This window comes from Serratia sp. CY81684 (genome assembly GCF_052166595.1).
GTDB lineage: Bacteria > Pseudomonadota > Gammaproteobacteria > Enterobacterales > Enterobacteriaceae > Serratia > Serratia nematodiphila.
In genome coordinates this window covers 1,032,326-1,058,510 of record NZ_JBJNOO010000001.1, presented here as the reverse complement: position 1 = coordinate 1,058,510, position 26,185 = coordinate 1,032,326, and the positions used below count along the sequence as shown (strand labels likewise).

27 protein-coding genes are annotated in these 26,185 nt (G+C 58.8%); 16 read left to right on the top strand and 11 right to left on the bottom strand.

Annotation, left to right across the window (positions count from 1 at the left end):
* The first annotated feature begins 8 nt into the window (after nt 1-8).
* The 3 genes from ACJ8QF_RS05235 (at nt 9) to ACJ8QF_RS05225 (ending at nt 1,882) form a co-directional block, all read left to right on the top strand.
* Entirely contained in the window at nt 9-635 is a 627-nt protein-coding gene (locus tag ACJ8QF_RS05235) for a LuxR C-terminal-related transcriptional regulator (RefSeq protein ID WP_049189150.1), read from the top strand.
* A 122-nt stretch (nt 636-757) separates the two neighbouring features.
* Entirely contained in the window at nt 758-874 is a 117-nt protein-coding gene (locus ACJ8QF_RS05230; RefSeq protein WP_004927822.1) for a DUF2770 family protein, read from the top strand.
* 3 nt (nt 875-877) lie between these two features.
* Complete coding sequence (locus tag ACJ8QF_RS05225) at nt 878-1,882, top strand: zinc-dependent alcohol dehydrogenase family protein (RefSeq protein WP_273874631.1); 1,005 nt, start codon at nt 878-880, stop codon at nt 1,880-1,882.
* Here the strand turns inward: ACJ8QF_RS05225 and ACJ8QF_RS05220 are convergent.
* Nucleotides 1,830-2,888: an AI-2E family transporter gene (locus ACJ8QF_RS05220; RefSeq protein WP_021504908.1), complete on the bottom strand. Its 1,059-nt coding sequence runs from the start codon at nt 2,886-2,888 to the stop codon at nt 1,830-1,832. The two genes, ACJ8QF_RS05225 and ACJ8QF_RS05220, sit on opposite strands and share 53 nt — an antisense overlap.
* Before the next feature lie 442 nt (nt 2,889-3,330).
* Here ACJ8QF_RS05220 and ACJ8QF_RS05215 point away from each other — a divergent pair, with 442 nt between their 5' ends.
* Nucleotides 3,331-3,885: a cytochrome b gene (locus tag ACJ8QF_RS05215; RefSeq protein WP_004927830.1), complete on the top strand. Its 555-nt coding sequence runs from the start codon at nt 3,331-3,333 to the stop codon at nt 3,883-3,885.
* Between the two features lie 23 nt (nt 3,886-3,908).
* Entirely contained in the window at nt 3,909-4,487 is a 579-nt protein-coding gene (locus ACJ8QF_RS05210; protein WP_015377429.1) for a YceI family protein, read from the top strand.
* A 43-nt stretch (nt 4,488-4,530) separates the two neighbouring features.
* On the opposite strand, the gene trhO is transcribed toward ACJ8QF_RS05210, so the two are convergent.
* A complete protein-coding gene (trhO, locus tag ACJ8QF_RS05205; RefSeq protein WP_015377428.1) occupies nt 4,531-5,598 on the bottom strand; it encodes an oxygen-dependent tRNA uridine(34) hydroxylase TrhO in 1,068 nt (355 codons plus the stop codon).
* Between the two features lie 118 nt (nt 5,599-5,716).
* Nucleotides 5,717-5,875 (bottom strand): hypothetical protein, encoded by a 159-nt coding sequence (locus ACJ8QF_RS05200; protein WP_015377427.1) that lies wholly within the window; start codon nt 5,873-5,875, stop codon nt 5,717-5,719.
* Between the two features lie 261 nt (nt 5,876-6,136).
* Here ACJ8QF_RS05200 and ACJ8QF_RS05195 point away from each other — a divergent pair, with 261 nt between their 5' ends.
* The 4 genes from ACJ8QF_RS05195 (at nt 6,137) to ACJ8QF_RS05180 (ending at nt 10,910) form a co-directional block, all read left to right on the top strand.
* Nucleotides 6,137-7,057, top strand: a complete 921-nt coding sequence (locus ACJ8QF_RS05195; protein ID WP_015377426.1) for a Kdo(2)-lipid IV(A) acyltransferase — start codon at nt 6,137-6,139, stop codon at nt 7,055-7,057.
* A 101-nt stretch (nt 7,058-7,158) separates the two neighbouring features.
* On the top strand, nt 7,159-7,443 hold the full coding sequence (locus ACJ8QF_RS05190) for a YciI family protein (protein ID WP_004927842.1): 285 nt from the start codon (nt 7,159-7,161) through the stop codon (nt 7,441-7,443).
* A 199-nt stretch (nt 7,444-7,642) separates the two neighbouring features.
* Nucleotides 7,643-8,881 (top strand): multidrug efflux MFS transporter MdtG, encoded by a 1,239-nt coding sequence (gene mdtG / locus ACJ8QF_RS05185; protein ID WP_004927846.1) that lies wholly within the window; start codon nt 7,643-7,645, stop codon nt 8,879-8,881.
* 475 nt (nt 8,882-9,356) lie between these two features.
* Nucleotides 9,357-10,910 carry a peptide MFS transporter gene (locus ACJ8QF_RS05180; protein ID WP_049189152.1) on the top strand — a complete coding sequence of 518 codons (1,554 nt, stop codon included), beginning with the start codon at nt 9,357-9,359 and terminating at the stop codon, nt 10,908-10,910.
* A 49-nt stretch (nt 10,911-10,959) separates the two neighbouring features.
* Here the strand turns inward: ACJ8QF_RS05180 and ACJ8QF_RS05175 are convergent, their stop codons facing one another.
* The 4 genes from ACJ8QF_RS05175 to ACJ8QF_RS05160 are packed head-to-tail and all read right to left on the bottom strand — an operon-like array spanning nt 10,960 to nt 12,521.
* Entirely contained in the window at nt 10,960-11,358 is a 399-nt protein-coding gene (locus tag ACJ8QF_RS05175) for a VOC family protein (RefSeq protein WP_131164371.1), read from the bottom strand.
* Nucleotides 11,349-11,777, bottom strand: coding sequence for a DUF6691 family protein (locus tag ACJ8QF_RS05170; RefSeq protein WP_442537333.1), 429 nt, complete (start codon nt 11,775-11,777; stop codon nt 11,349-11,351). Before ACJ8QF_RS05170 ends, ACJ8QF_RS05175 begins: the two co-directional genes overlap by 10 nt.
* Before the next feature lie 2 nt (nt 11,778-11,779).
* Nucleotides 11,780-12,214, bottom strand: coding sequence for a YeeE/YedE family protein (locus ACJ8QF_RS05165; protein ID WP_004927858.1), 435 nt, complete (start codon nt 12,212-12,214; stop codon nt 11,780-11,782).
* Complete coding sequence (locus ACJ8QF_RS05160) at nt 12,204-12,521, bottom strand: ArsR/SmtB family transcription factor (protein WP_004927863.1); 318 nt, start codon at nt 12,519-12,521, stop codon at nt 12,204-12,206. The genes ACJ8QF_RS05165 and ACJ8QF_RS05160 overlap by 11 nt, the downstream gene beginning before the upstream one ends.
* 135 nt (nt 12,522-12,656) lie before the next feature.
* Between ACJ8QF_RS05160 and ACJ8QF_RS05155 the strand changes: the two genes are divergently transcribed.
* Entirely contained in the window at nt 12,657-13,457 is an 801-nt protein-coding gene (locus tag ACJ8QF_RS05155; RefSeq protein WP_033633370.1) for an AraC family transcriptional regulator, read from the top strand.
* Here the strand turns inward: ACJ8QF_RS05155 and leuA are convergent.
* Nucleotides 13,408-15,096: a 2-isopropylmalate synthase gene (gene leuA, locus ACJ8QF_RS05150; RefSeq protein WP_166445018.1), complete on the bottom strand. Its 1,689-nt coding sequence runs from the start codon at nt 15,094-15,096 to the stop codon at nt 13,408-13,410. The two genes, ACJ8QF_RS05155 and leuA, sit on opposite strands and share 50 nt — an antisense overlap.
* A 209-nt stretch (nt 15,097-15,305) precedes the next feature.
* Between leuA and ACJ8QF_RS05145 the strand changes: the two genes are divergently transcribed.
* On the top strand, nt 15,306-15,683 hold the full coding sequence (locus ACJ8QF_RS05145) for a MysB family protein (protein WP_004927872.1): 378 nt from the start codon (nt 15,306-15,308) through the stop codon (nt 15,681-15,683).
* A 33-nt stretch (nt 15,684-15,716) separates the two neighbouring features.
* On the top strand, nt 15,717-16,262 hold the full coding sequence (locus tag ACJ8QF_RS05140; RefSeq protein ID WP_265261625.1) for a GNAT family N-acetyltransferase: 546 nt from the start codon (nt 15,717-15,719) through the stop codon (nt 16,260-16,262).
* A gap of 6 nt (nt 16,263-16,268) precedes the next feature.
* Here ACJ8QF_RS05140 and ACJ8QF_RS05135 read toward each other — a convergent pair whose 3' ends face one another.
* The 3 genes from ACJ8QF_RS05135 to mdoG all read right to left on the bottom strand — a co-directional run bounded on the left by ACJ8QF_RS05135 (nt 16,269) and on the right by mdoG (nt 20,797).
* Nucleotides 16,269-16,514: a YceK/YidQ family lipoprotein gene (locus ACJ8QF_RS05135; protein ID WP_004927875.1), complete on the bottom strand. Its 246-nt coding sequence runs from the start codon at nt 16,512-16,514 to the stop codon at nt 16,269-16,271.
* Between the two features lie 163 nt (nt 16,515-16,677).
* Nucleotides 16,678-19,236, bottom strand: a complete 2,559-nt coding sequence (gene mdoH, locus ACJ8QF_RS05130) for a glucans biosynthesis glucosyltransferase MdoH (protein ID WP_442537332.1) — start codon at nt 19,234-19,236, stop codon at nt 16,678-16,680.
* Entirely contained in the window at nt 19,229-20,797 is a 1,569-nt protein-coding gene (gene mdoG, locus ACJ8QF_RS05125; protein ID WP_004927882.1) for a glucans biosynthesis protein MdoG, read from the bottom strand. Before mdoG ends, mdoH begins: the two co-directional genes overlap by 8 nt.
* A gap of 259 nt (nt 20,798-21,056) precedes the next feature.
* Here mdoG and mdoC point away from each other — a divergent pair, with 259 nt between their 5' ends.
* The 4 genes from mdoC (at nt 21,057) to ACJ8QF_RS05105 (ending at nt 25,952) form a co-directional block, all read left to right on the top strand.
* Entirely contained in the window at nt 21,057-22,187 is a 1,131-nt protein-coding gene (gene mdoC, locus ACJ8QF_RS05120; protein ID WP_131164376.1) for a glucans biosynthesis protein MdoC, read from the top strand.
* Between the two features lie 216 nt (nt 22,188-22,403).
* Nucleotides 22,404-23,420: an acyltransferase family protein gene (locus ACJ8QF_RS05115; protein ID WP_033645448.1), complete on the top strand. Its 1,017-nt coding sequence runs from the start codon at nt 22,404-22,406 to the stop codon at nt 23,418-23,420.
* Nucleotides 23,421-23,722: 302 nt separating this feature from the next.
* Nucleotides 23,723-23,947, top strand: coding sequence for a hypothetical protein (locus ACJ8QF_RS05110; protein ID WP_004927891.1), 225 nt, complete (start codon nt 23,723-23,725; stop codon nt 23,945-23,947).
* A 283-nt stretch (nt 23,948-24,230) separates the two neighbouring features.
* Complete coding sequence (locus tag ACJ8QF_RS05105; protein ID WP_131164377.1) at nt 24,231-25,952, top strand: potassium/proton antiporter; 1,722 nt, start codon at nt 24,231-24,233, stop codon at nt 25,950-25,952.
* The last annotated feature ends 233 nt before the right edge of the window (nt 25,953-26,185 follow it).

Sequence of the window (26,185 nt, the reverse complement as noted above, 5' to 3'; positions counted from 1 at the left end):
ACGTCACCATGAAACTACTTGTCGTGGACGAATGCTGCTTCACCCGGGTCGGTATAGCCAGCTACTTTGCTGATAGTGGGATCACGACGATCAAGTGCTGCCACAGCATTGAATACGCTACATCGCTGTTGGCCAGCTTTCAGCCGAGCCACATTCTGGTGAACCTCAGCAACCAATGCCGCTATAACGAAGCGGACGCACAGCTGCAGGCATTTATGGAAGCCAGCCAGTCCGCCTTGCTGTTTATCTATCTCGATACACCTTACCCTTACAGCGAAGCGCCAATGCGCATTGCCGATAATGCCTTTCTGTTCAATAAAAGCATTCTGCCGCTCACCTTACGCACGCTGCGCGAAAATCCGCTGGCGCTGGCCGATGACGGCGAAGAGCGTTCCCTGTTCAGCCCGCAAGAACTGACGGTAATGAAATATTGGATGGCGGAGATGCCGAACTACCGCATCGCGAAAAAGCTGCAGATCAGCTCGCATACGGTGTACGTGCACAAGCGTCACATCACGGAGAAGATCAACGCGCGCAACCGGCTGGAGTTCTACTCGCTGTATAACGTGCTGCGCTATTTCTACCCACCGAGCACGCCAACCAATTCGACGCCGCTGGCGCTGCTGGCGGTATAACATCAAGCCTGCGATAACGCAGGCTTTTTTATCGCCGCTCTTCCAGCGCTCACGCGCGGCGCGCTGTAAAAGACGCCGAGAAAAGGACTATAATCAAGGGTCCTTCTCTTCAGGCGGCTGAAATGTTAAACCGAATACTGGCGGCTATCGTCAACAATGTGCGTGAGCATCTGGTGCTGTACCTTTGTCTGTGGCTGGTGCTGCTGGCGTTGGATGTCTATTTCTTCTTCGTCATGTAAGCCATGCCGCCGTTATTTCCCCGATTGAGCTTCAGCCGCTTCGGCGATCCCACCCAGGTGCTGGAATTGCAGCAGATGAGCAGACCGCTGCTGCGCCCCGGGCAGCGGTTATTGCAGATGCGCTATGCCCCGATCAACCCTTCCGATCTGATCCCGATCCACGGCCAATACGCGCACCGCATCGCCCTGCCGCAGGTGCCGGGATATGAAGGCGTAGGCATCATCGTCAATCCGCAGAATGGGCATTCAACGGGCCGACGCGCGCTGGCGGTAGCGGGTAACGGCAGTTGGCAAACCTTCGTCACGCTGCCTGAGGATCGGGTGATCTGGGTGCCGGACGACATTGACGACGCTGGCGCAGCGCAAATCTATATCAACCCGCTCACCTGCTGGGTGCTGTTGACGCAATGGCTGCCGCTCAACGCCGGCGACGTACTGCTGCTCAACGGCGGCGGCTCCGCTGTCAGCCTGCTGCTGGCGCAGCTGACGGCGCTGCGCGGCATTCGTCTGGCGGTCGTGGTGCGCAACGCCGCTCATCGCCAGGCTTTACTGGCCGCCGGCGCCTGGCGCGTTATCGAAGCGCCGCAGCTGGTGGAAATGACGAATTTTGGCGCCCGTGCGGCCATCGACTGCATCGGTGGAGAAGACGGATTGCAATTGGCGCGGGCGGTGCGCTCCGGCGGCGATTTTGTGGCGCTGGGCCTGCTGAGCGGCCGCCAGGTAGACTGGCGGCGCGTGGTGGACGAGTTAAAGCTGCGCGCTTCGCTGTTCCACCTGCGCAAATGGAACGCACAGTCGGCGCCGGCGCAATGGCAGATGGCGTTTTATCAGTTGTTCCAGCTGCTGCGGCGCGGCCAGTTGGCGCTGCGCCCACCCGCCGCGATTTATCCTTTGCATCAGTACGCAGCGGCGCTGCAGCATGCCGCACAACCCGGCGTGAGCGGCAAAATCTTCCTCACTCCGGCGCCGCCGGAGGCTGGCGCGGCGGGCGACCGTCCCCCAGAATAACCGCCAGACGATAGCCGCCCTCGGTGGTCTCCAGCGCGATGCGCGCCACGATCGTCAGCGGCACCGACAGCAACATGCCCACCGGGCCGAGCAGCCAGCCCCAGAAGATCAGCGACAGGAACACCACCAGCGTCGACAGCCCCAGCCCGCGCCCCATCACGCGCGGCTCGAGGATATTGCCGATCACCATGTTGACAGCGATAAAGCCGCCCGCCACCACCAGCGCATCCCCCAATCCGTTGAACAGCAGCGCCTGAATCAGCGGCGGAATGGCGGCCAACACCGAGCCGATATTGGGAATATAGTTGAGCAGAAACGCCAGCAGCCCCCAGATAAAGGCAAAACGCACGCCGACCGCCGCCAGGAAGATCCAGACGATCACCCCGGTGGCCAGGCTGATGATGGTTTTAATCACCAGATAGCGCGTCACGCCGTCCAGCGCCCGCCGCATCGCGGCGAGCCCCTCGTTCGGCTTATCCAGCGCCTGCTGCAGCTTGTAAGGCAGCAGCTGCACTTCGAACAGCATAAACACCACGGTCATCAGCAGCAGGAAGACGTTGGTCATGGCGCCAGACAGGTGCCCCAGCATGCGGGTGACCAGATTCATCGCCGCGCTGGGATCGACATACTGCAGCATCGCTTCGCTGGAGAGGCTGATATTGAAGCGATCGGCGTAATGCTGCAGCTCGCGCAGCTTCTCGATCATCATGCCGCGGTACTGCGGCAGCGAGCGGGCGAATTCGTTCAGCGAAGCGCCCAACATGCCGATAAACAGCATCACGACCACGATCACCGCCGTCAGCAGCAGCGTCACCCCGACGATACGCGGCACCCGCTTGCGTTCCAGCATCGCCACCAGCGGGTTCAACACCATAGCGAGAAATACCGCCAGCAAAAACGGCACCACGATGTCGGCGGCGGCTTTCACCCCGGCCAGAATGATCACCAACATCGCCAGCAGGACGGCCAGACGCAGGCTGCTGTCGGTCACGCGGGTTCGGCCCATGACGTTTCCTTGTTATTTCACTGGGTTAACCGGCCTCATGGGGCCGTCTCTTGGCGCTAATGGTAGCAAAATCCGCCGCTGCACCGCAGGGGATTTAGCGAAACCGTTCGACAACGTTAATCTTTCCGCCCTGCTCTACGCCGCAAAAAATAGGCATAACCTTTGCCAACAAATAATCTCACTGGGCAACTCACGCGAGGTTTACGTAAAATGACAAAAGCTGACATTAATAGATAATAAGCCTAATTTTCAACAACTAGCACAATCACCGGGCGAGAGAAACAATATCATCTTCAACGATTTATCTGAAGGTTCCCGAACATCTCAAACAAATTCACTGACTAATATTTCTAAGAAGTAACATAGTTAAATTTATTATTGATTTTATGTTTCCTAAAGTTTAATTATTGCAGCCAGCCAATCGGTAATCGAAGGAAACAGGATGCTCTGGAAAAATACCGCCGATCGTTTCGGCCATGTGTCAGTGTTGATCCACTGGCTGGTGGCGTTGACGGTGTACGGCATGTTCGCGCTCGGCCTGTGGATGGTCACGCTGGGCTATTACGACGTCTGGTACCACCAGGCGCCGGAGATCCACAAAAGCATCGGCACGCTGCTGTTCATCGTGATGGTGATCCGCGTGATCTGGCGCTTTGTCTCACCGCCGCCCAAACCTCTGGCCAGCTATGGCCGCCTCACTCGCGTCAGCGCCATCCTCGCGCATCTGGCGCTGTACGCCGTGCTGTTCGGCATTCTGATCAGCGGCTATCTGATCTCGACCGCCGACGGTCAACCGATCAGCGTCTTCGGCTGGTTCGACGTGCCCGCCACCGTGACCGGCATGGCGGAACAGGCCGATACCGCCGGCGCCATACACCTTTACCTGGCCTGGGCCGTGGTAGTGCTCTCGGTACTGCACGGGCTGGCCGCGCTTAAACATCACTTTATCGATCGTGATGTCACTTTGAAACGGATGCTGGGTAGCAGCGCCGATTAACCTTTGGATTTATGGAGATTGCTATGTTGAAAAAGACCGTATTGGGCCTGACCGCAGGCGCCCTGCTGCTGAGCGCCGGTTCCGCACTGGCGGCGGACTACAAGATCGACAAACAGGGCCAGCACGCCTTTATCGAGTTCCGTATCCAGCATCTGGGCTACAGCTGGCTGTACGGCAGCTTTAAAGACTTCGACGGCGGCTTCACCTTCGACGAAAAAGATCCTTCGAAGGACAAGGTCAACGTGACCATCAATACCGCCAGCGTCGACACCAACCATGCCGAGCGCGACAAGCACCTGCGCAGCGCCGAATTCCTCAACGTGGAGAAGAACAAGCAGGCCAAATTTGAATCCACCGAAGTGAAGAAAAACGGCGACGGTTATGCGGTGGTCGGCAACCTGACGCTGAACGGCGTCACCAAACCGGTTACGCTCGATGCCAAACTGATTGGCCAGGGCAACGATCCGTGGGGCGGCTACCGCGCCGGCTTTGAAGCCAACGGCAAGATCAAGCTGAAAGATTTCGGCATCACCACCGATCTGGGCCCGGCGTCGCAAGACGTTGAGCTGATCATCTCCGTAGAAGGCGTGCGCGAGAAATAAAAAAAAGCCCGGCTTGGCGGCCGGGCTTCTCATTTCCTCAGGCTCAGCGGGCTGGGCCTTCTTCTTCCGGTGCCGGAATGTGCATCGTGGTCTGCAGCAAGCCTTTCGACTTATTGAAGATCTTGACGCCATTTTCACGGCCGGCACGGCGCGCGCGCTGCTCTTCGCGCGGCAGCTTCAGCTCTTCGCGGCAAATCTCGCTGCAGCATCCTTCAAACTTGGCGGCGCAGCTCGGGCACTGAATGAACAACAGATGGCAGCCGTCGTTCTTGCAGTTGGTATGAGTGTCGCACGGCGCGCCGCACTGGTGGCAGTTGGCGATCACATCGTCGGATATGCGCTCGCCCATGCGCTCATCGAACACGAAGTTTTTGCCGATAAACTTCAGCGGCAACCCCTGTTCTTTCGCTTTGCGGGTGTACTCGATGATCCCGCCTTCCACGTGGTAGATGTTTTTAAAACCGTTGTGCAGCATATAGGCGCTGGCTTTTTCACAGCGAATGCCGCCGGTGCAGTACATGACGATATTCTTGTCTTTACTGTCCTGCAGCATCTCCACCGCCATCGGCAGCTGATCGCGGAAGGTATCCGACGGCACCTCGATGGCGTTTTCGAAGTGGCCGACTTCGTACTCATAGTGGTTGCGCATATCGACAAATACCGTATTCGGATCGTCGATCATCTGATTGACACGCTCGGCCTGCAGATACTCGCCGACGTTGCTCGGATCGAAACTTTCGTCATCGATGCCGTCGGCCACGATACGCTCACGCACCTTGAGGCGCAGCACCCAGAAGGATTTGCCATCGTCTTCGAGCGCGATATTCAGGCGTACCTGATCCAGCGCCGGGTGCGAGGCGAACAGCGCGGCTTTGAACGCATCGAAGTTATGCTGCGGCACGCTGATCTGCGCGTTGATGCCCTCTTTCGCCACGTAGATGCGGCCAAACACCTTCAGTTTTTCAAACTGAACGTACAGGCTGTCGCGAAACGCCTTGGGATCGTCGATGGAGAAGTATTTGTAAAAAGAAACTGTGGTGCGCGGCTCGGTTTCCGCCAGCATGCGCGCCTTCAGTTCCTCATTAGAAATTCGGTTATGTAACACTGGCATGGTGTACTTTCCTGTCTTTCGGGAGGTGACTGATTACCGCGCGCAGCCAGCAGGCCCACGCGCGGCGCACATCATACCCGAAAAACCGCCGCCGCGCAGCCCTGGCGCAGCGCCCCGTTCAGCGCCCGCCGCCTTCGGTAAACGCGGAAGCCACCATACCGAGCGCCATCATCACGCCGGCAAGCGCCAATATCGCGTTCATCTGCAGATGTGCGCCGACGCTGCCGACCGCCGCACCCAACACCAGCAGCCCCGCACTGATCCATGATGCCAACATATTTACCCTCTAAATAATTACCGACAATAATATCGCCATTATCTTTGGCAGGAAAGATTGTGGAAAAATTCGGCATTCGATGCATATTTAACGCCCCAAAAGGGATTTTAATGCGTTGTGTTTTCCCGGATCGCCAGAAAAATGCCACAATAGTCGCAAACAAACGGCAGAAACGAACCTTGCCGCCGAGTTCACCCGGCTGCCAGACCGTGCGATGACGCTGTCATTACACTTAAACAACCGTATTCAAACAGAGAACCCATGACTCAAGTTCCTACTTTCAATCGCTCCTTATTGCACCCGCGCTACTGGCTGACCTGGGTCGGCATCGGCTTGCTGTATCTGCTGGTGTTGCTGCCTTACCCCGTCATCTACTGGCTCGGCACCTCGATTGGGCGATTTTCCATGCGCTTTCTCAAGCGGCGCGTCGCTATCGCCCAACGCAACCTCGAGCTCTGTTTTCCCGACATGCCGCAGGCCGAACGCGATGCGCTGGTGGTAAAGAATTTCGAATCGGTCGGCATGGGGCTGTTTGAAACCGGCATGGCGTGGTTCTGGCCCAACTGGCGCATCGAGCGCTGGTTCAAGGTCAGCGGCCTGGAGCATATCCAAAAAGCGCGCGACAACCAGCAGGGCGTGCTGCTGATTGGCCTGCACTTTTTGACGCTGGAGCTGGGCGCGCGTATCTTCGGCATTCACAACCCGGGCATCGGCGTTTACCGCCCGCACGACAACAAGCTGATGGACTGGCTGCAAACCTGGGGGCGCATGCGTTCCAACAAGTCAATGCTGGATCGCAAGGACGTCAAAGGCATGATCCGTGCCCTGAAACAGGGCGATATCATCTGGTATGCGCCGGATCACGACTACGGCCCGCGCAGCAGCGTTTTCGTGCCGCTGTTCGCCGTGGACAAAGCCGCCACCACCACCGGCAGCTATGTGCTGGTGCGAATGGGTAAACCGGCGATCATTCCGTTCACCCCGCGTCGCCTGCCGGACGGCAAAGGGTATGAGCTGATCATGCAGCCGGCGGTGGAAAACTTCCCGCTGGATAATGAACTCGACGCCGCCGCCTTCATGAATAAAGTGGTGGAAAAAGAGATCCTGATGGCGCCGGACCAATACATGTGGCTGCATCGCCGCTTCAAGACCCGTCCTGAAGGCGAGCCTTCGCTTTACTGATAAAACCAACCCGCCGCCGGCGGTTTTTTTATTACGTGCCTCTTGAGAATCGCCGGCGAGGGTGGGATGGTAATGCCTTTGCCGACACCCCAGGAGCCGCTATGTACATTGTCAGCCTGACCTACCATCGCCCGATCGCCGACGTCGACAGCCACCTTGACGGGCACATCGCCTGGCTTAAGAAATATTTTCAGGACGGCACCTTCGTCGCTTCCGGCCGCAAGAATCCCCGCACCGGCGGCGTGATCCTGGCCAAGGGCATTGAGCGTGCGCAGCTGGACGCCATCCTGGCCGAAGATCCGTTCAACGCCGTGGCCCACTACGAGGTCATCGACTTTAGCGCGACCACCACCGCCGCCGGTTTCGAGGCGCTGGCCGGCTTATAAAACGCTGTAAATTCCGCGCGCTAAGCGCGGAATAAGGTTTAAACGCCATTTTTAAAACTTTATTTCATTTTTCACCCTATTTCCGTCCTCTGGTTTGCCGTTGCCACGCAGGCGGCGCATACTTATCAGGCTAACTTTCACGTTTTGCCCCTTCACCTTGCCGCCGGCAAAACGCGTCACCTTTCGGCAGTGGACATTTATGGCTTCGGCAGCAGAACCCGTTAACTGGAAACGCAACCTTTTCGTCGCCTGGGTCGGGTGTTTTCTCACCGGCGCCGCCTTCAGCCTGGTGATGCCGTTTCTTCCGCTGTACGTAGAGACGCTGGGCGTAACCGGCCATCAGGCGCTCAACATGTGGTCCGGTCTGCTGTTCAGCATCACCTTCCTGTTTTCCGCTATCGCCGCGCCGTTTTGGGGCGCCCTGGCCGACCGACGCGGCCGTAAACTGATGCTGCTGCGCTCCGCCCTGGGCATGGCGATCGTCATGGTGCTGATGGGCATGGCGCAAACGGTCTGGCAGTTTCTCGCGCTGCGCGCGGTGCTGGGGCTGCTCGGCGGGTTCATCCCCAACGCCAACGCGCTGATCGCCACCCAGGTGCCGCGCAACCGCAGCGGCTGGGCGCTGGGCACCCTGTCAACCGGCGGCGTCGGCGGCGCGCTGGTCGGCCCGCTGATCGGCGGTTTGCTGGCCGACCTCTACGGGCTGCGCCCGGTGTTTTATATCACCGCCGCGGTGCTGTTCGTCTGCTTCGTGCTGACGCTGCTGTATGTCAAAGAGCAATTCACCCCGGTGCAAAAGCGCGACATGTTGCACGCAAAACAGGTGTTCGCCTCGCTGAAGAACCCGAAGCTGGTGCTCAGCCTGTTCGTGACCACCATGATCATCCAGATCGCCACCGGCTCGATTGCGCCGATCCTGACGCTGTATGTGCGCGATCTGGCCGGCGCCACCCATAACCTGGCGTTTATCAGCGGGCTGATTGCCTCGGTGCCCGGCGTCGCGGCGTTGATGAGCGCCCCACGGTTGGGCAAGCTGGGCGATCGCATCGGCCCGGAGCGCATTCTGGTGTTTATGCTGATCGTCTCGGTGCTGCTGCTGATCCCGATGGCGTTCGTGCAAACGCCGTGGCAGCTCGGGGTGCTGCGTTTTCTGCTGGGGGCGGCCGACGGCGCGCTGCTGCCGGCGGTACAGACGCTGTTGATTTACAACTGCACCAATCAGGTAGCCGGCCGAATCTTCAGCTACAACCAATCGTTCCGCGACGTCGGCAACGTCAGCGGTCCGCTGCTCGGCGCTGCGGTCTCCGCCGGCTACGGTTTTCGCGCGGTCTTCGCCGTCACCGCTTTAGTGGTGCTGTTCAACGCCGGTTATTCCTGGTGGTGCCTGCGGCGGCGGCCGGGCTATTTGCGGGAAGACACGCTGCAGGAAGAGCAATAGCTGCATTTATCGCCAGCTTCCTCCGTTGGCCGGATCAACGGCGCATTTCCCCCACTTTTAATAATGCCTCCTTCGGGCCGGCGAATTTTCGTCCCACCCAGAACTTTCTTATCTCAACATTTTGTTTATCAACAAAAAAATAACTTTCAGCACATAAAACCCGCTGTCAATCATATTCCTGTCACAACCAACAGAAAAACCAGAAAAGGAGATGCTTGTCGACTTTTCGTCTAAAAAATGGGATACAGGTACTAGACAAAACCAACGACCAGTTATCAAATGGTTAAATAATATCACGCCAGATGTGAAACATCGGCCAAGTGAAGAAAAGGTCAGCACGCTTTCCACGGTTTATCAGCGTTGCAGCCACGGTGTTTGTCGGGTAATCCGCATTGGGCGGATCGCCTTTATTAAATACACATACATACCACAGTACGGGCTGCAGCCTTGCAGCGCCTTTTATTGGGAAATCGTTATGCAATCCTCTGTCAATAAGTCAGAAAGCCGGACCTTCTTCGGCCATCCCTATCCGCTGGGTTCTCTGTTCTTCACCGAAATGTGGGAGCGTTTCTCGTTCTACGGCATCCGTCCGCTGCTGATCCTGTTTATGGCCGCCACCGTGTACGACGGCGGTCTGGGTCTCGCGCGCGAGAACGCGTCGGCGATCGTCGGCATCTTCGCCGGCAGCATGTACCTGGCGGCACTGCCGGGCGGCTGGCTGGCGGACAACTGGCTCGGCCAACGCAAGGCCGTCTGGTACGGTTCGATCCTGATCGCGCTCGGCCACCTGTCGATCGCCCTGTCCGCGGTGATGGGCACCAACCTGTTCTTCATCGGCCTGATGTTCATCGTGCTCGGTTCCGGCCTGTTCAAGACCTGTATCTCGGTGATGGTCGGCACGCTGTACAAAAAAGGCGATGCGCGCCGCGATGGCGGTTTCTCGCTGTTCTACATGGGCATCAACATCGGCTCGTTCATCGCTCCGCTGATCTCCGGTTGGCTGATCAAGTCACACGGTTGGCACTGGGGCTTCGGCATCGGCGGTATCGGGATGCTGGTGGCGCTGGTGATCTTCCGGGTGTTCGCCGTCCCGGCGATGAAACGCTATGACCGCGAAGTGGGCCTGGACTCCACCTGGAACAGCCCGGTAGCGAAGAAAAAAGGCGTCGGCGCCTGGTTGCTGGCGCTGGCGGTCATCCTGGTGGCCGTCATCGTGCTGATCGCTCAGGGCACCATCGTCATCAATCCGGTCGAAGTGGCCAGCGTGCTGGTGTACGTGATCGCTGCGTCGGTCACCCTGTACTTCATCTATCTGTTCGCCTTTGCCGGCCTGAGCCGCAAAGAGCGCGCACGCCTGCTGGTGTGCTTCATCCTGCTGATCTCCGCTGCGTTCTTCTGGTCGGCGTTTGAGCAAAAACCGACCTCGTTCAACCTGTTCGCCAACGATTACACCAATCGCATGATTGGCGGCTTCGAGATCCCGGCGGTGTGGTTCCAGTCGATCAACGCCCTGTTCATCATCCTGCTGGCGCCGGTGTTCAGCTGGGCCTGGCCTGCGCTGGCACGCAATAACGTGCGTCCGAGCAGCATCACCAAGTTCGTGATCGGTATCCTGTGCGCCGCCGGCGGTTTCGGCCTGATGATGTTGGCCGCGCAGAATGTGCTGAGCAACGGCGGCACCGGCGTATCGCCGATGTGGCTGGTGGGCAGTATCCTGATGCTGACGCTGGGTGAGCTGTGCCTGAGCCCGATCGGGCTGGCCACCATGACGCTGCTGGCGCCGGAGAGAATGCGCGGTCAGATGATGGGGCTGTGGTTCTGCGCCAGTGCGCTGGGCAACCTGGCGGCCGGTCTGATCGGCGGTCACGTCAAGGCCGACCAACTGGATATGCTGCCGGATCTGTTCGCCCGCTGCTCAGTCGCGTTGCTGATCTGCGCCGCCGTGCTTATCGTGCTGATCGTGCCGATTCGCCGCATGCTGGAAAATACCCAGTCCAAGAGCGCACAAAAGCCGGCGACCAGCGCCTGACGGATAGCCCGTTTTATCTCGCAAACCGGCGCTCGATGCGCCGGTTTTTTTATGCCTGCCAGGCCTGGTGTTGCAATACCACCCGGTAGCCATCAGGATCTTCAAAGGTTTGCCCCGCCCGATCCCAATAGGGGTTATAGGCGGCGACCGCCAAGAACCCCGCCGCCCGCATCCGCTCACACGCGGCTCGCCATTCGTTCTCATCCGGCAGATAAAACACCAGCAGGTGATCCTGCGTCGGCGCTTGTCCAACCTGCACCCCACGATGCTGCGTAAACTCCAGATGGTAAGCATGCTGCGGATGCCCGATCATCATGCCGTCAAAGCCCAGATGATCGACAAACTCGCCCAGCCTTTCGAAACCCAGCCCGCGGCAATACAGCGTAGCAATCTCTTGCAACCGATCGGTCGGGCGTGCAATGCGCAACACCGCTTTGGCTATCGACATGTACGCCTCCGCCTCATAATAACGTCATACAACGCCATGCCCGCCAGCATCGCCAGCAGGAACGGCCATACCCGACTTATCTCCGCCCCGGCCAACACCCAGGCTGGGCCAGGGCAAATACCCGCGATGCCCCAGCCGACGCCGAACAGCGCGCTGCCCGCCAGTAAACGGCGATCCACACGCCCGGCGGTCGGGATCTGCAGCGTTTCCCCCAACAGGCTCCGTTCGCGTCGCCGCGCCCACAGGAAGGCCGGCGCCGCTACCGCGATCGCCCCAGCCATCACCAGTGCCAACGAGGGATCCCACTGGCCGGTAACGTTGAGAAACGCCAACACCTTGGCCGGATTGGCCATGCCGGCAATAATTAACCCCAGACCGAAAATGACGCCGCTCAGCAGCGCCAACAGCGTTTTAAGCATTTTCACCCCCCCAACGTGTGGCGCATCAGCCACACGGTCATAAAGCCCAGCAGCATAAACAACGCCGTGGCGGCCAGTGAACGCGGCGCCAACCGCGCGACGCCGCACACGCCGTGCCCGCTGGTGCAACCGCTGCCCAATCGAGTACCCAAGCCCACCAACAGCCCTGCGGCCGCCAGCCAGCCGTTGCCAACCGAGATCTCACCGGATGGCAACGCCGCAGCGGCAGCATATAGCCAGGGGGAGAGCAGCAACCCGCCAATAAATGCGGCGCGCCAGCCCCGCTCCCGGCCGCCCGCGCTCAATAAACCGCCGGTAATGCCACTGATACCGGCGATCCGGCCGTTGAACAACAGCAGCAGCGCTACCGCGCCGCCGATAATGGCCCCGCCCGCCAACGCGGAATACGGCGTGAAGTGCTGCCAGTCAATGGTCATCGCGGTTCTCCGGTTGTGGGCAATACAGTTGATACAGGGTCGCGAGCAGCGCCAGCGCTTTGGCATCGGCCACCGCATAGTAAATCTGCTTGCCGGCTCGCCGGGTGGAGACCAACCCCTCCTCGCGCAGCACGCCAAGCTGTTGGGACAGTGTCGGCTGGCGGATATCCAGCGCCTGCGCCAGTTCGCTCACCGCCATCTCGCCCTGACTGAGCCGGCACAGCAGCAGCAGCCGATCTTCGTTGCCCAGGGTACGCAGCATCGCACCGGCCTGCGCCGCCGCCTTGCGCATCGCATCAATATCCATTGCCCCTCCTTCAGTTTATAAAATTATATAATATAATTTTATAAACCATTTTACCGTGCCGCGCCACAGACTGGTGTGAAACAGCGACGCATGGCATGCTGTCCTCCCCCTTTTGCCGCGCGGAGCCTGCTTACGATGCTGTTTTTTCACGACGTTCTGCCGCCCGATCGGCCTGTCCGGCCATTAGCCAGGGATTATCGCCACGGCGACAGCGAGCCGGACCACTACCATAACTGCGCGCAGCTGATCCACAGCCTGAGCGGCGTGGTGCAGGTCACGACCCGGCTCGGCAGCTGGGTGGTGCCGCCCGGCCGCGGCGTCTGGGTGCCGGCGAAAGTGGTGCACAGCTTGCGTATCACCGGCCAAGTGGCGGCCAGGACGTTGTTCGTCGATCCGTTGGCACGCGCCGATTTGCCGGCCCAATGCCAGGTAGTGCAGGTTTCCCCGCTGCTGCGCGAGTTGATTATCTGTGCGATGGAGATTGCGCCCGGCTACCCCAGCGGCGGGCGCGATGAGCGCGTGATGGAACTGATTCTGGATGAGTTGCGAATGCTGCCGATCCTGCCGCTGCACCTGCCGGAACCTCGCGAAGCCTCGTTGCTCGCCCTGTGCCGCCATATCCAGGCCACGCTGGCGCAGCCCTGGACGCTGGAACAGGCTGCCGCTCATCTCAGCGTCAGCGGACGCACCCTGTCGCGACGCTTCCTGCGAGAAACCGGGCTACATTTTAGCGACTGGGTGCGACGCGCCCGTTTGCTGGCGGCATTAAACGCGCTGGCGACCGGCCGCTCGGTGTTGGAAGTGGCGCTGGATCTCGGCTATGACAGCCCCAGCGCGTTCAGCGCCATGTTCCGCCGGCTGCTGGGAGTAGCACCCAGCGACTATTTCAGCCGGACTGCGCCGACGTTGGCGCCAGATAGCGCCCGGCGACGTTGAACAGCGCCTGCAGCGAGGCGCTGGCGGAGTCGACGTCGATGCCAACGCCATAAGTCGCCTCACCTTGCGGCAGCGTACAGCGAATATAGGCCACCGCTCGGCTATCGCTCTGATGCCCCAACGTATGCTCGTGGTAATCCTCGATCGCCAGCGGCAAGCCGAAGCGCTGACGCAGTGCATCCACCGCGCTGGACAGCAGACCGTTGCCGGCCCCCTGCAGGCGCAGCGGCTCTCCCTCGCAGGCAACTCGCGCGTTGAAGCTGTAGGCCTCTACCCCATGGCTTTCCGTCTGGTAGCTTAACAGCTGCAAACGCGGCTGCTCCACCAGCCCGTAAGTATCGCGGAATAAGCGCCACAGCTGCGCGCCGCTCATTTCTTTGCCGCTATCGTCGGTCGCGCGCTGCACCACCTGGCTGAAATCAATCTGCAAACCACGCGGCAACGCCAGCCCATGATTCTGCTCCAACAGCCAGGCGGCGCCGCTTTTGCCGGACTGGCTGTTGACCCGGATCACCGCCTCATAGCTGCAACCGACATCGGCGGGATCGAGCGGCAGGTATGGCACCTGCCAGCGGCCATCTTGCCGCTGCCGCTGTGCGGCGAAACCTTTCTTGATCGCATCCTGATGCGAACCGGAGAAGGCGGTAAACACCAACTCGCCGGCATAAGGATGGCGAGGATGCACCGGCAGCTGATTGCACTGCTCCACCACCTCCACCACCTGCTTCAGGCGGCTGAAGTCGAGACCCGGCGCCACGCCCTGGGTATAGAGATTCAACGCCAGCGTGACCAGATCGACGTTGCCGGTGCGCTCTCCGTTGCCGAACAGGCAGCCTTCGACCCGATCGGCGCCGGCCAGCAAGGCCAGCTCCGCACAGGCCACGCCGGTGCCGCGATCGTTATGCGGATGCACGCTGATCGCCACATCGGCGCGGCGGCTGAAGTGACGGCAGAACCATTCGATCTGATCGGCATACACGTTGGGCGTGCTCACTTCCACCGTCGCCGGCAGGTTGATGATCATCGGCCGCTGCGGCCCCGGCTGCCAAACCTCCGCCACCGCTTCGCAGATCTCCAGCGCAAACTCTAACTCAGTAAAACAGAAGGTTTCCGGCGAATATTCGAAGCACCAGGCGGTATCGGGCTGCGCCTCGCACTGCCGGCGGATGCGCCGCGCGCCGTTCACCGCCAGCGCCACGGTCGCCGCCTTATCCTGGCGGAACACGATATCGCGAAACATCGGCGCCGTGGCGTTATACAGATGCACGATAGCCCGCGGCGCCCCCTGCAGCGCCTCGAAGGTGCGATCGATCAGATCGTCACGCGACTGCGTCAGCACCTGGATCGTGACGTCGTCCGGGATCAGCCGCTCGTCGATCAGCGTGCGTACAAAGTCGAAATCCGTTTGCGACGCCGAAGGGAACGCCACCTCGATCTCTTTGAAACCACACTGCAACAACAATTGATAGAATTCGCGCTTGCGCGCGTTATCCATCGGCTCCGCCAGCGCCTGGTTACCGTCGCGCAGATCGCTGGAGCACCAGCGCGGTGCCTGCCGCAGCGTACGCGCAGGCCATTGGCGGTCCGGCAACGCCACCGGCGGGAAAGGTCGGTATTTGCTTGAAGGGTCGATTAACATGGGCTTCTCCTGACGCCAGAGTGAACGATCGCGTCATTATTTCCCGCCATCGCCTCCTCTTCTCCCGCTTTGCGGACAACCATCGTCGCAAAGCGGACAACAAAAAAATTTGCATCCTGCGCCAGTGAGACAACAATTAGTTTTGACGTTTCCCCCACCGCACCGGCAATGCGCCGGACGCTTTACTCTCATTGTCAACGGAGGCGAACATGAGCCTGTATGCAACCCTGGAAGAAGCCATCGAGGCCGCACGCGAAGAGTTTATCGACACCGCCGAAGGCGGCAGCGGTGACGAACCGCCGGTGCCCCAGCAGTTCAATCTGCAAAAGTACGTGATGCAGGATGGCGACACGATGTGGCAGGCGGAGTTCTTCGAAGAAGAAGGAGAGGCGGTAGAATGTCTGACGCTGCGCAGCGGTGCGGCGGCGCAGGCGATCTTCGACGGTGACTACGACGAGGTGGAAATTACCGCCGAGTGGATAGATGAAAACACCCTGTACGAATGGGAGGAAGGCGACTTTCAGCTCGAACCGCCGCTGGATACCGAAGAAGGCCAGGCCGCAGCCGATGAGTGGGATGAACGTTAACCCGCACCACGCTTTCATCGCCAAGGAGGCCGCATGATTATTCGCCGGGCCTGCCCTACCGACTACCCCGCCATTTTGCAGCTACAGGGGGAAAACGTGCCGGAAGCGCTCGACGAGCGCCAAAAACGGCAGGGATTTATCGTATCGCGCATGAATGAGGCGCAGCTGGCGGCGATCAACCGCGGCATCGGCATATGGGTGGCCGAACAGGAGAACCAACTGGCGGGGTTTGTTTGCCTGATGCCCGCCGACGTGCAACCGCGCCCGCCGGTGGTGGAGGCGATGCTGGTGACGCTCGCCACGCAATCCTTCGCCGGACGGCCGCTGAGTGAGCAGCGGGTGTTTCTCTACGGCCCCGTCTGCCTCGCCGCCGCCTGGCGCGGCAAAGGCGTGCTGAAGCGCCTCTACGCCGCGGTCAAAGCGCATACTTGCCATGACTATGACGTGGGCGCGTTGTTTATCGACGACGACAATCCGCATTCGTTGGCCGCTCACGTGCAAGGGTTGGGGATGACGGCGCTGGCGCCTTTCCATTGCGGGCAGCAAGGCTATCAGCTGGTGGTGTTCGCCACCCGCTGAACGAAATTACTCGTAGGGGCCATGCTGCGCATCAAACGGCAGCATAAAGGTGTCCACCACCATCGACAGCGGCACATCTATCACCGTGACGTAGCGCCAGGGCGTGTCACGCAGATCCCACTGCACGCCGGGATAGTACTGGTGGCCATGCCCCGCACCGGGCACGGTGCGGCTGATAATGCTGCCGCAGCCGGTGAGTGTCATCACACCGGCCGTCACGCAGGCCAGCCGAAGATAGGAAGAGAGCTTCACGACATTGACTCTGAGCAAGGGGTTGTTTCGCGAGTGAACAACGCATCGGCCGCAGTCTATCACAGTTCCCTTTCTCCACCGGTACCGGCGCACGTAAGCAAAAGGTAAAAAAAACGGGGAATGCGCCATGCGCATTCCCCGTCTGAGCGTTGCCGATTAGCAATTAACGCCGGCCCGTAGGGTGCGCCAGCGGGTTGTGCGGCAACTGCTGATAATGCTCACGCCAGGCGGCGCCTTCCGGCAACAGCCAGACGCGCTGATGCAAACGAGCCAGCGTGACCGGATCGCTCAGCAGCTCCAGACGTTTGCCCTTCACCAGCTTCTCAGGCCCCAACTGCAGCGCTTCGTTCACCCGCTCCTCACGATTGCGATCGAGCGTCGCGCGCAGATGGTGGCGCGCCGTCGCCAACGCCGTCGCCAGCGCGTTGAAGGATGGATTGACCACCGCATGCATAAAGCCGTTGGTCAGCGCGCGGTTGCGGTTGAGATGCAGATATTCTTCCGTCGCCAACAGTTCACGCGGCGGATTGTACTCTTCCGGGATCAGGAACAGCTTGGCGCGTTTGCTTTTCATGCCCAGCGTTGCGCGGCTCGACAACACCGACACAAACGGCGACAGGATCAGCGAGAACACGATCGGCGCCAACCACCACAGGAAGCGCAGATCCAGCCACGCCATGCCGCCGGCCCACACCAGGCCCAGCAACATCTGCGAGCCATGGCGGCGGAACGCTTCGCCCCACGGCGTGTCGTCGTCGTCACGCTGCGGCGAATTCCACACCACTTCCCAACCGAGGAAGGCGCTCACCACGAACACGGTATGGAACAGCATGCGCACCGGCGCCAACAGCACCGAGAACAGCATTTCCATCAGCATCGAAATGAACAGACGGAACGCCCCGCCGTACTCTTTCGCGCCCTTGGCCCAGATCAGCACAATACTGAGCAACTTCGGCAGGAACAGCAGCACCAGCGTGGTGGAGAACAGCGCTATCGCCAGCTCGGGCCGCCACTGCGGCCAGACCGGGAACAGCTGCCGCGGCTGCAGAAAGTATTGCGGCTCCATCAGCGTATGCACCACCTGCAATGCGGTGGAGAGCGCCAGGAACATAAACCACAGCGGCGCCGACAGGTAGGACATGACACCGGTAAGGAACACCGCACGGTGCACCGGGTGCATGCCTTTCACCAGGAACAGGCGGAAGTTCATCAGGTTGCCGTGACACCAGCGACGGTCGCGCTTCAGCTCGTCCAGCAGGTTTGGCGGCAGCTCTTCGTAACTGCCCGGCAGATCGTAAGCGATCCACACGCCCCAGCCGGCGCGGCGCATCAACGCCGCTTCAACGAAGTCGTGCGACAGGATAGACCCGGCGAAAGAGCCCTCGCCCGGCAACGGCGCCAGCGCACAGTGCTCGATAAACGGCTTCACGCGGATGATGGCGTTGTGCCCCCAGTAGTGCGACTCGCCCAGCTGCCAGAAATGCAGGCCGGCGGTGAACAACGGCCCGTAAACGCGGGTGGCGAACTGCTGCACGCGCGCATACAGGGTATCCATGCCGGACGCCTTCGGCGCCGACTGGATGATGCCGGCGTTCGGGTTGGCTTCCATCAGGCGCACCAGCCCGGTGAGGCATTCGCCGCTCATCACGCTGTCGGCATCCAGGATCACCATGTAGCTGTACTCACCGCCCCAGCGACGGCAGAAGTCGTCGATGTTGCCACTCTTGCGTTTGACGCGGCGGCGGCGGCGGCGATAGAAGATGCGGCCGTGGCCATCGACATCGCGGCACAGCTCCATCCACGCCTTTTGCTCGGCCACGCAGATGTCCGGATCGTAGCTGTCGCTCAGCACGTAGATATCGAAGTGTTCCAGCTGACCGGTCGCGGCGACGGACTCATAGGTCGCACGCAGGCCGGCGAACACGCGTTCGACGTCTTCGTTGCAGATCGGCATGATCAGCGCAGTGCGGTGCGCCGGGTTGATCGGCTCATCGCCCTTGATGGTGGAGGAAATACTGTATTTGTCTTTGCCGATCAGCAGCTGCAGGAAGCCCATCAGCGCGGTCCAGAAACCGGCCGAAACCCAGCAGAACAGCACGGCGAACAGGATCAGAATGCCGGTTTGCAGCACATACGGCAGCAGCTGCAACACCGACTGCATCAGATCCTGATCCAGCATGGCGATAGGATCGATCAGCGCCCAGCCCTGATAAGGCAAGATGGTTTTCATGTACCAGGTGGCGATGCCGGTTTGCACCAGCATCAGCACCAGCAGCACATAGCGGCGCATGGAGCCGACGGTACGCCAGCGGTTCTCGGCCTCGGCCTCCTCTTTGGTGGCGTGCCGATTGTGCGGCGACCGCCCCAGCAGAGAATCCCAGAAGCGCGCCACCGGGTTGGTGCGCCAGGCTTCCGGGAACATGGTGGTGCGTTTGATCGGCGGCGTCGCCTTCAGAATGGCGCGCCCTTCGGCGTCGGTATCGAAGTCCTCATCGCTGACCGCATCCGGCCAGGCGTTTTCGATACGCGGTTTGACCGAGGCCAGCGCCACGTCATCCGCCGACAGGCTATTGACGTCGGCGTCGGCGGCGCCCATCTGCCGATGGAGCGCCTCCAGTGCCTGAGCGTCATCCGCCGTTTGAGGGTTGAGCGCCTCCGACCGCTCGGCGGTCAGAGGCAGCGCCGCAAGATAATCCTGGGCGGGTTGAGTAGGCTTATTCATTGGCAGGTAGCTGATAGCTCCAGGTTTCCGACAGAGTCTTATCGCCATTGACCAGCGCCGCACGCATTTCTACCGGCTTCTTGTCGTCTTTCACTTTCAGACGCACCGTCAGGCGCCAGCCTTTGGTCACTGGGTTATAGCGGACGTTGTTTTCTACCATCTCACCGTTGTCGCCGATGCTGATCTGAGAAGCGACCGGCGTATTGGCGTCCAGCCCTTTCAGCACCGGGCCAACGAAGTCAACCAGGAAGGCCACGCTGCCGTCTGGCTCGCGGATCAGGTTGGACTGCTTCACGTCGCCGGTCGAACGCATGGTACGGGCCACATAGGCGATATCTTGCGAATGCAGTTTGTCTTCATCGCGGGTGAAGTTCAAACGGTAGCTCAGCGTCAGCGGCTTTTTGGCTTCCGGCAAGGTATCCGGCGTCCAGAACGCGACGATGTTGTCGTTGGTTTCATCCGCCGTCGGGATCTCCACCAGTTCGACCTTGCCTTTGCCCCAGTCGCCCTTCGGTTCGATCCAGGCGCTCGGGCGCAGATCGTAGCGATCGTCCAGATCTTCGTAATCCTTGAAGTTGCGGCCGCGCTGCAGCAGACCGAAGCCTTTCGGATTCTCGACGGTATAGGTGCTGACGGACAGGTGTTTAGGATTGTTCAGCGGACGCCAGATCCACTCGCCGTTGCCGGCGTGGATAGACAGACCGTTGGAATCGTGCAACGCCGGGCGGTAGTTCAGCGTCGGCGACGGCTGGTTCGGCCCGAACAGGTACATACTGGTCAGCGGCGCCAGGCCCAGTTTGCCCACCTTGTCGCGCAGGAACACTTTAGACTCGACGTCCACGGTGGTGTCGCGGCCCGGGATCACCGTGAAACGGTAAGCGCCGGTGGCGCGCGGGGAATCCAGCAGCGCATAGATCACCAGGTGCTTGTCGCCCTGCTTCGGACGCTCAACCCAGAATTCGCGGAAACGCGGGAACTCTTCGCCGGACGGCAAAGCGGTGTCGATAGCCAGGCCGCGAGCGGAAAGCCCGTAAACCTGTCCTTTACCCACCACGCGGAAATAGCTCGCGCCCAGCAGGCTCATGATCTCATCGTTTTTGTCGGCGCTGTTGATCGGATAAAGCACCTTAAAACCGGCAAAGCCGAGGTTTTTCACCGATTCAGGGTCGTGTTTGACCGAACCGAAGTTGAAATAATCCGGGCTGTACTTGATCTGTTTTACGCTGGTGGAGGTGACTTCGTTGATTTTCACCGGCGTATCGAAGTACATCCCCTGATGATAAAACTCAAGCTTGAAAGGGGTTTTCAGCTTGCTCCAATAGGCTTTATCGTGATTGAACTGAATCTGCTGATAGTCTGCGAACTTCATCTCGCGGAACTGAGAAGGAAGGTTGCTCTTCGGGGCTTCGAAACCTTTCGCCGCCAGATCCTGCGCCTGCTTGGCGACATCATCAATAGAAAAGGCCCAAGCCGGCGAACTGAACAGCGTGAACAATACGGTCGCACCTAACCAACGAACGCTCGCGGCGCGTGGTTGTCCGGATAATATATTAACTAGCACATCCCCCCCTATTCGTGTGCTCAAAGCATTTAAATCCATATTAATGGATTACTCAGCTTTCCGACAACATGATAAATGGATGGTTCATGTTTACGGCTCATTGTTTAAGCAGCTGATGGAACACCAGCGTAGCAAGCCGCGCAACAAGACGCTATGGAAAAATGCGGGGGGCTATAGTAGGGTTCCGGATAACAATTTAACGTTTGACGACTTATTAAGCGTGTTAATGAACTCTCGATTAAATCATCAGCGGTAATCTATGACTAAAGGCAGCAAACAGCGCGAGTTTTTCCTCGATTCCATCAGAGCCTATTTGATGTTGCTTGGCATCCCGTTTCACCTCTCCCTGATTTATTCCAGCCACACCTGGGCGGTGAACAGCGTGTCGCCCTCCTTCTCGCTCACGGTGCTGAACGATTTCATCCACGCCTTCCGCATGCAGGTGTTCTTCGTGATATCCGGCTACTTCTCCTACATGCTTTACGAGCGCTACGAGCGCCACCAGTGGCTGAAGGTCAGGCTGGAGCGGGTGGCGATCCCGCTGTTGAGCTCCATCCCGCTGATCACGGTGCCGCAGTTTTTCATGCTGAAATATTTCACCGACAAATTAAACGGCTGGGATGAATTTTCTCTCTATCAGAAAATAAATGTAACAGTTTGGGAATTGGTTTCTCATCTGTGGTTCTTATTGACGCTGTCATTGTTAACCTGCGCCTGTTTTTATCTGTTCCGTAAAATCAAGCGTCAAACCCGTGAACATATTCCAACGCTAATAAACAGAATGCGTGGATTAGGAAACATCTCACTGTATTTCTTTATTTATGCGGTATGCTACTCGGCCGCGCACCGCATTATTTTAATTTTCGCCCCGCAGCTATTATCCAACGGCCTGTTCAATTTCGTGGTGATGGAGACGATGTTCTACCTGCCGTTCTTCCTCCTCGGTGCCTATGCGTTTAAGTATGTGTGGCTTAAGGAGATTTTTCTGCGCCGCTCGCCGCTGGCGCTGCTCGGTTCGCTGCTGCTGTTTATCGCATATATGCTGAACCAAAAGCTGTTGGCGCACAGCAGCTATATGTTCGAGCTGGAAGTGGTGATCAAAACCCTAATGGGGATCCTGATGACCAACGTCGTGTTCTCTTTCGGGCATAACCTGCTGAATTATCACTCGCCGCGCATCACCTATCTGGTCAACGCCTCGCTGTTTATATATCTGGTGCACCATCCGTTGACCCTGATATATGGCGCTTTCGTGACGCCGTATATCGGCAACAACCTGTTGGGATTCTTGCTGGGCCTGCTGTTTGTGTTCTCCCTGGCCTTCGCGCTATATGAACTGCACAAGCGCATTCCGGTGCTGCGCTTCCTGTTCTCCGGCAAACCGCACTAGGCTTCCCACCCCATTTCTGGATGATGATTTATCATCCAGAAATTAACCTCACCAATGATAAAATGCCTCACTACCTCGGCGTAGCGATAGCTGCCCTGAGCATTTTCCTAATATTAATCCTAATCCCCGGGATTCATTGCAAAACGGCAACTGCCTGTTACGCTCATTATTCATACTTATAAATCAGTTGCGTTACTTTCTGGGCTAGGTACACATATGAGAGAAGCATGGGTCGATTATGCCAAGGGAATCGGCATCATTCTCGTGGTTTTTGGCCACGTCAATCGGGGTCTATACAGCGCAGGCATTCAGCTTTCCGGTTCATCCTATCTACTGACAGACAGCATTATCTACAGTTTTCATATGCCACTGTTTTTCTTCCTTTCGGGTCTGTTTTTTACGCAGTCCTTGGATAAGAAGGGAAAAACACGCTTTGTGATCAGTAAGATAGATACCATCGTTTATCCCTATGTCATCTGGTCGCTGCTGCAAGGCATGGTGGAAGTGCTGTTGTCGCGCTATACCAATAACCCTTCCAGCCTGGGCGATATCCTGTCGCTGTTTACGCATCCGCGCGCGCAGTTTTGGTTCCTGTATGCCTTGTTCATGGTCTTTGTTTTGGCCACCTTGCTGTATAGCAAAGAAACATACCGCTATCTCCTGCCGGTATTGATCGTTATCAGCGCGGGGCTGTATGTCTACCAAGACAGCCTCACCAAAGCCTTCCATTTTGATTACATTACCCGATTCTTGATCTTCTTCCTGCTGGGCGTTTTTGCCATTCGCTACGCTTCGCTCATCGCCAATCTGGGTTTCGGTTCGCTGCTGGCCTCCCTGATCGCGTTTATCGCGTTGCAGTGGGGATTCCACGGCTATTCAGGCCTGCTGTATACCGATACCGGAAGTTTCTCCCTGTTACTGGCGATTGAAGCCATCTTCTTCATCGTCAACCTGTCGGTTCTGTTGGCCAAAACGAATCTTTCCTGGCTGCGCCGACTCGGCGAATTGAGCATGGTCATCTATTTGATGCATATCCTCGCGGCCAGCGGCTTACGCATCGTACTGACCAAGTTTATGCATATCAGCCATTGGCCAACACAAGCGATCGCCGGCACGCTATTCGGCCTAATCGCCCCTGTTATCGCCTATGCGCTGATACAACGCCTGCATCTTACTTTCCTGTTGGATCGTCCTCGTTTCAATAACCGTCTGCGAAAAGAAAAAATCTCCTGAAGGCGGTTCCACCGCCTCCACATTTTCTCCCCGTCGCTATACTTGATGACGCAACCTATCGGTTGCGTCATCTCTCTTGCCATGCAGAGCACACATTGCTCAGCCTGGCGTCGCCCGTTAGGGCAAAGTGATACGGCTGCATAGATAACCTAGCCGTTATAACTGCAATGCATAAGTAGAAATCCGGATCCCTGCCTTACGGTAGTGATTGGGCTCAACACCCCCGAAGGGCTGCGCGATCGTTTAATTTATTCGATGGCGTTAGCTGCATCTCCCTTCCGTCACGACAGAGAGGATTTTGAATGACCGATAAGAACACCCCGGCTCAAGAAGCCATAGCGGAAAACGCCACCCTGCTGAAGATCCTCGGCAGGTTGCTGTCCGCGCTGGACGCTTCGATCAGCGGCAAAGAACGCAGCGTTTTGGTCGCTGAGCTTTCCAACTTCAATCTCGACGGCATTTCTGAAGCGGAAAGCAAGCTGGCCACCGAGCTGATCAAACGGGCGCTGGAATCGCTCGATCATTAATCCTACCGCGCCTGCAAACCATTAAGCCTGCCTGCGCGGGCTTAATGGTTTTTCCCACCGTGCAAACCCGGCATTGTTGCCAAAACCGAAATACAGCAGCCTGATAATGTTGGATAAAAGGCAGAATTTCCCCTCTTCCCCTCACTTTCTTAGTTTAATCGCACCAACGGGCAATAATTGATCGATTGTTTTCGCAATCAGCCTTGGCGTTTTACCCACTAAACACGTTATCATCGAAACACGCGCAGTGCCCCCTATCCCCCAGCCTCAGGAGAGCAATATTTTGGATGCCAGCACCATTAACAGTTTGTTCGTCATCGGTGCCGTGCTGGTGGGGGCAAGCATTCTGCTCAGCTCATTTTCTTCCCGGCTCGGCATTCCGATCCTGGTGATCTTCCTGGCGATCGGCATGCTGGCCGGCGTCGATGGCCCCGGCGGCATCGTCTTCAGCAATTACCCGGTCGCTTATCTGGTCAGCAACCTCGCTTTGGCGGTGATCCTGCTCGACGGCGGCATGCGTACCCGGGTCAGCTCTTTCCGCGTCGCCCTGTGGCCGGCACTCTCTCTCGCCACCGTCGGCGTAGTGATCACCGCCGGCCTGACCGGCATGGCCGCCGCCTGGCTGTTCAATCTCGATCTGCTGCAGGGGCTGCTGATCGGCGCCATCATCGGTTCCACCGACGCCGCCGCGGTCTTCTCTCTTTTGGGGGGCAAAGGTTTGAACGAACGCGTCAGCGCCACGCTGGAGATCGAATCCGGCAGCAACGATCCGATGGCGGTGTTTCTCACCATCACGCTGATTGCGATGATCGCCGCCGGGGAAACCGCACTGAGCTGGGCCTTCCCGCTGCATCTGATGCAGCAGTTCGGCATGGGCATCGTCTTCGGTCTGGGCGGCGGCTGGCTGCTGCTGACGCTGATCAACCACATCAAACTGGCGGACGGCCTCTATCCGCTGCTGGCGGTAAGCGGCGGTATTCTTATTTTCGCGCTGACCACCGCGCTGGACGGCAGCGGCATTCTGGCGGTGTATCTGTGCGGCCTGCTGCTGGGCAACCGGCCGATCCGCAACCGTCACGGCATCGTACAAACCTTCGATGGCCTCGCCTGGCTCAGCCAGATCGGCATGTTCCTGGTGCTCGGGCTGCTGCTCAACCCGCACGAACTGCTGCCGATCGCCATCCCTGCCCTGCTGCTGTCGCTGTGGATGATCCTGTTCGCCCGCCCGCTGTCGGTGTTTATCGGCCTGCTGCCGTTCCGCAGCTTTACCCTGCGCGAGCGCGGCTTTATTTCCTGGGTCGGCCTGCGCGGCGCGGTGCCGGTGATCCTGGCGGTGTTCCCGATGATGGCCGGGCTGCCCAACGCCCAGCTGTTCTTCAACGTGGCGTTCTTCGTGGTGCTGGTCTCCCTGCTGCTGCAGGGCACCACGCTGTCGTTTGCCGCCAAAAAAGCCAAGGTGATCGTGCCGCCGGCGCTGACGCCGATCTCCCGTGTTGGGCTGGACGTGCACCCGGAAAACCAGTGGGAACAGTTCGTGTATCAGCTTTCGGCGGAAAACTGGTGCGTCGGCGCGGCGCTGCGCGAGCTGAAAATGCCGCCCAATACCCGCATCGCCGCCCTGTTCCGCGGCAAAGAGCTGCTGCACCCGAGCGGCAGCACCCGGCTGCGAGAGAACGATATTCTGTGCGTTATTGGCCATGAGCACGATCTGCCGATCCTCGGCAAGCTGTTCAGCCAGGCGCCGGCCGTGACGCTCGACGAACGCTTCTTCGGCGACTTTATCCTGCAGTCCGACGCCCGTTTGAGCGATATCTCGCAGGTCTATGGCCTCAATCTGCAAGACGACGTGGATGAGCAGCAGACGCTGGGGCAGTTCGTCATTCAGCTGATCGGCGGTGAACCGGTGATCGGCGACCAGGTGGAATGGGACGGTCTGACCTGGACCATTGCCGAAATGGAAGGCAATCAAGTCAGCAAGATAGGCGTGCGGATCGTGACCGACTAACGCTGCCGCTCAGGCGCCGGCCTATCAGATGAGGGAACTTCTGGCCTTAAGAACGCTCTTAATCTCTATCACGATGTATGCAGTACGGCGCCGCCAAATTATATCCCTTTGATATAACGGCGCCGACAGGGATTAGGAAAGTGAACGGCAAGACTCGATTTCTTTCGGTGATAGTGATCATGGCGCTGGGCGTAGCGGCGCTCGATCTCGGCATCGCCGGTTTGGTCCATAGA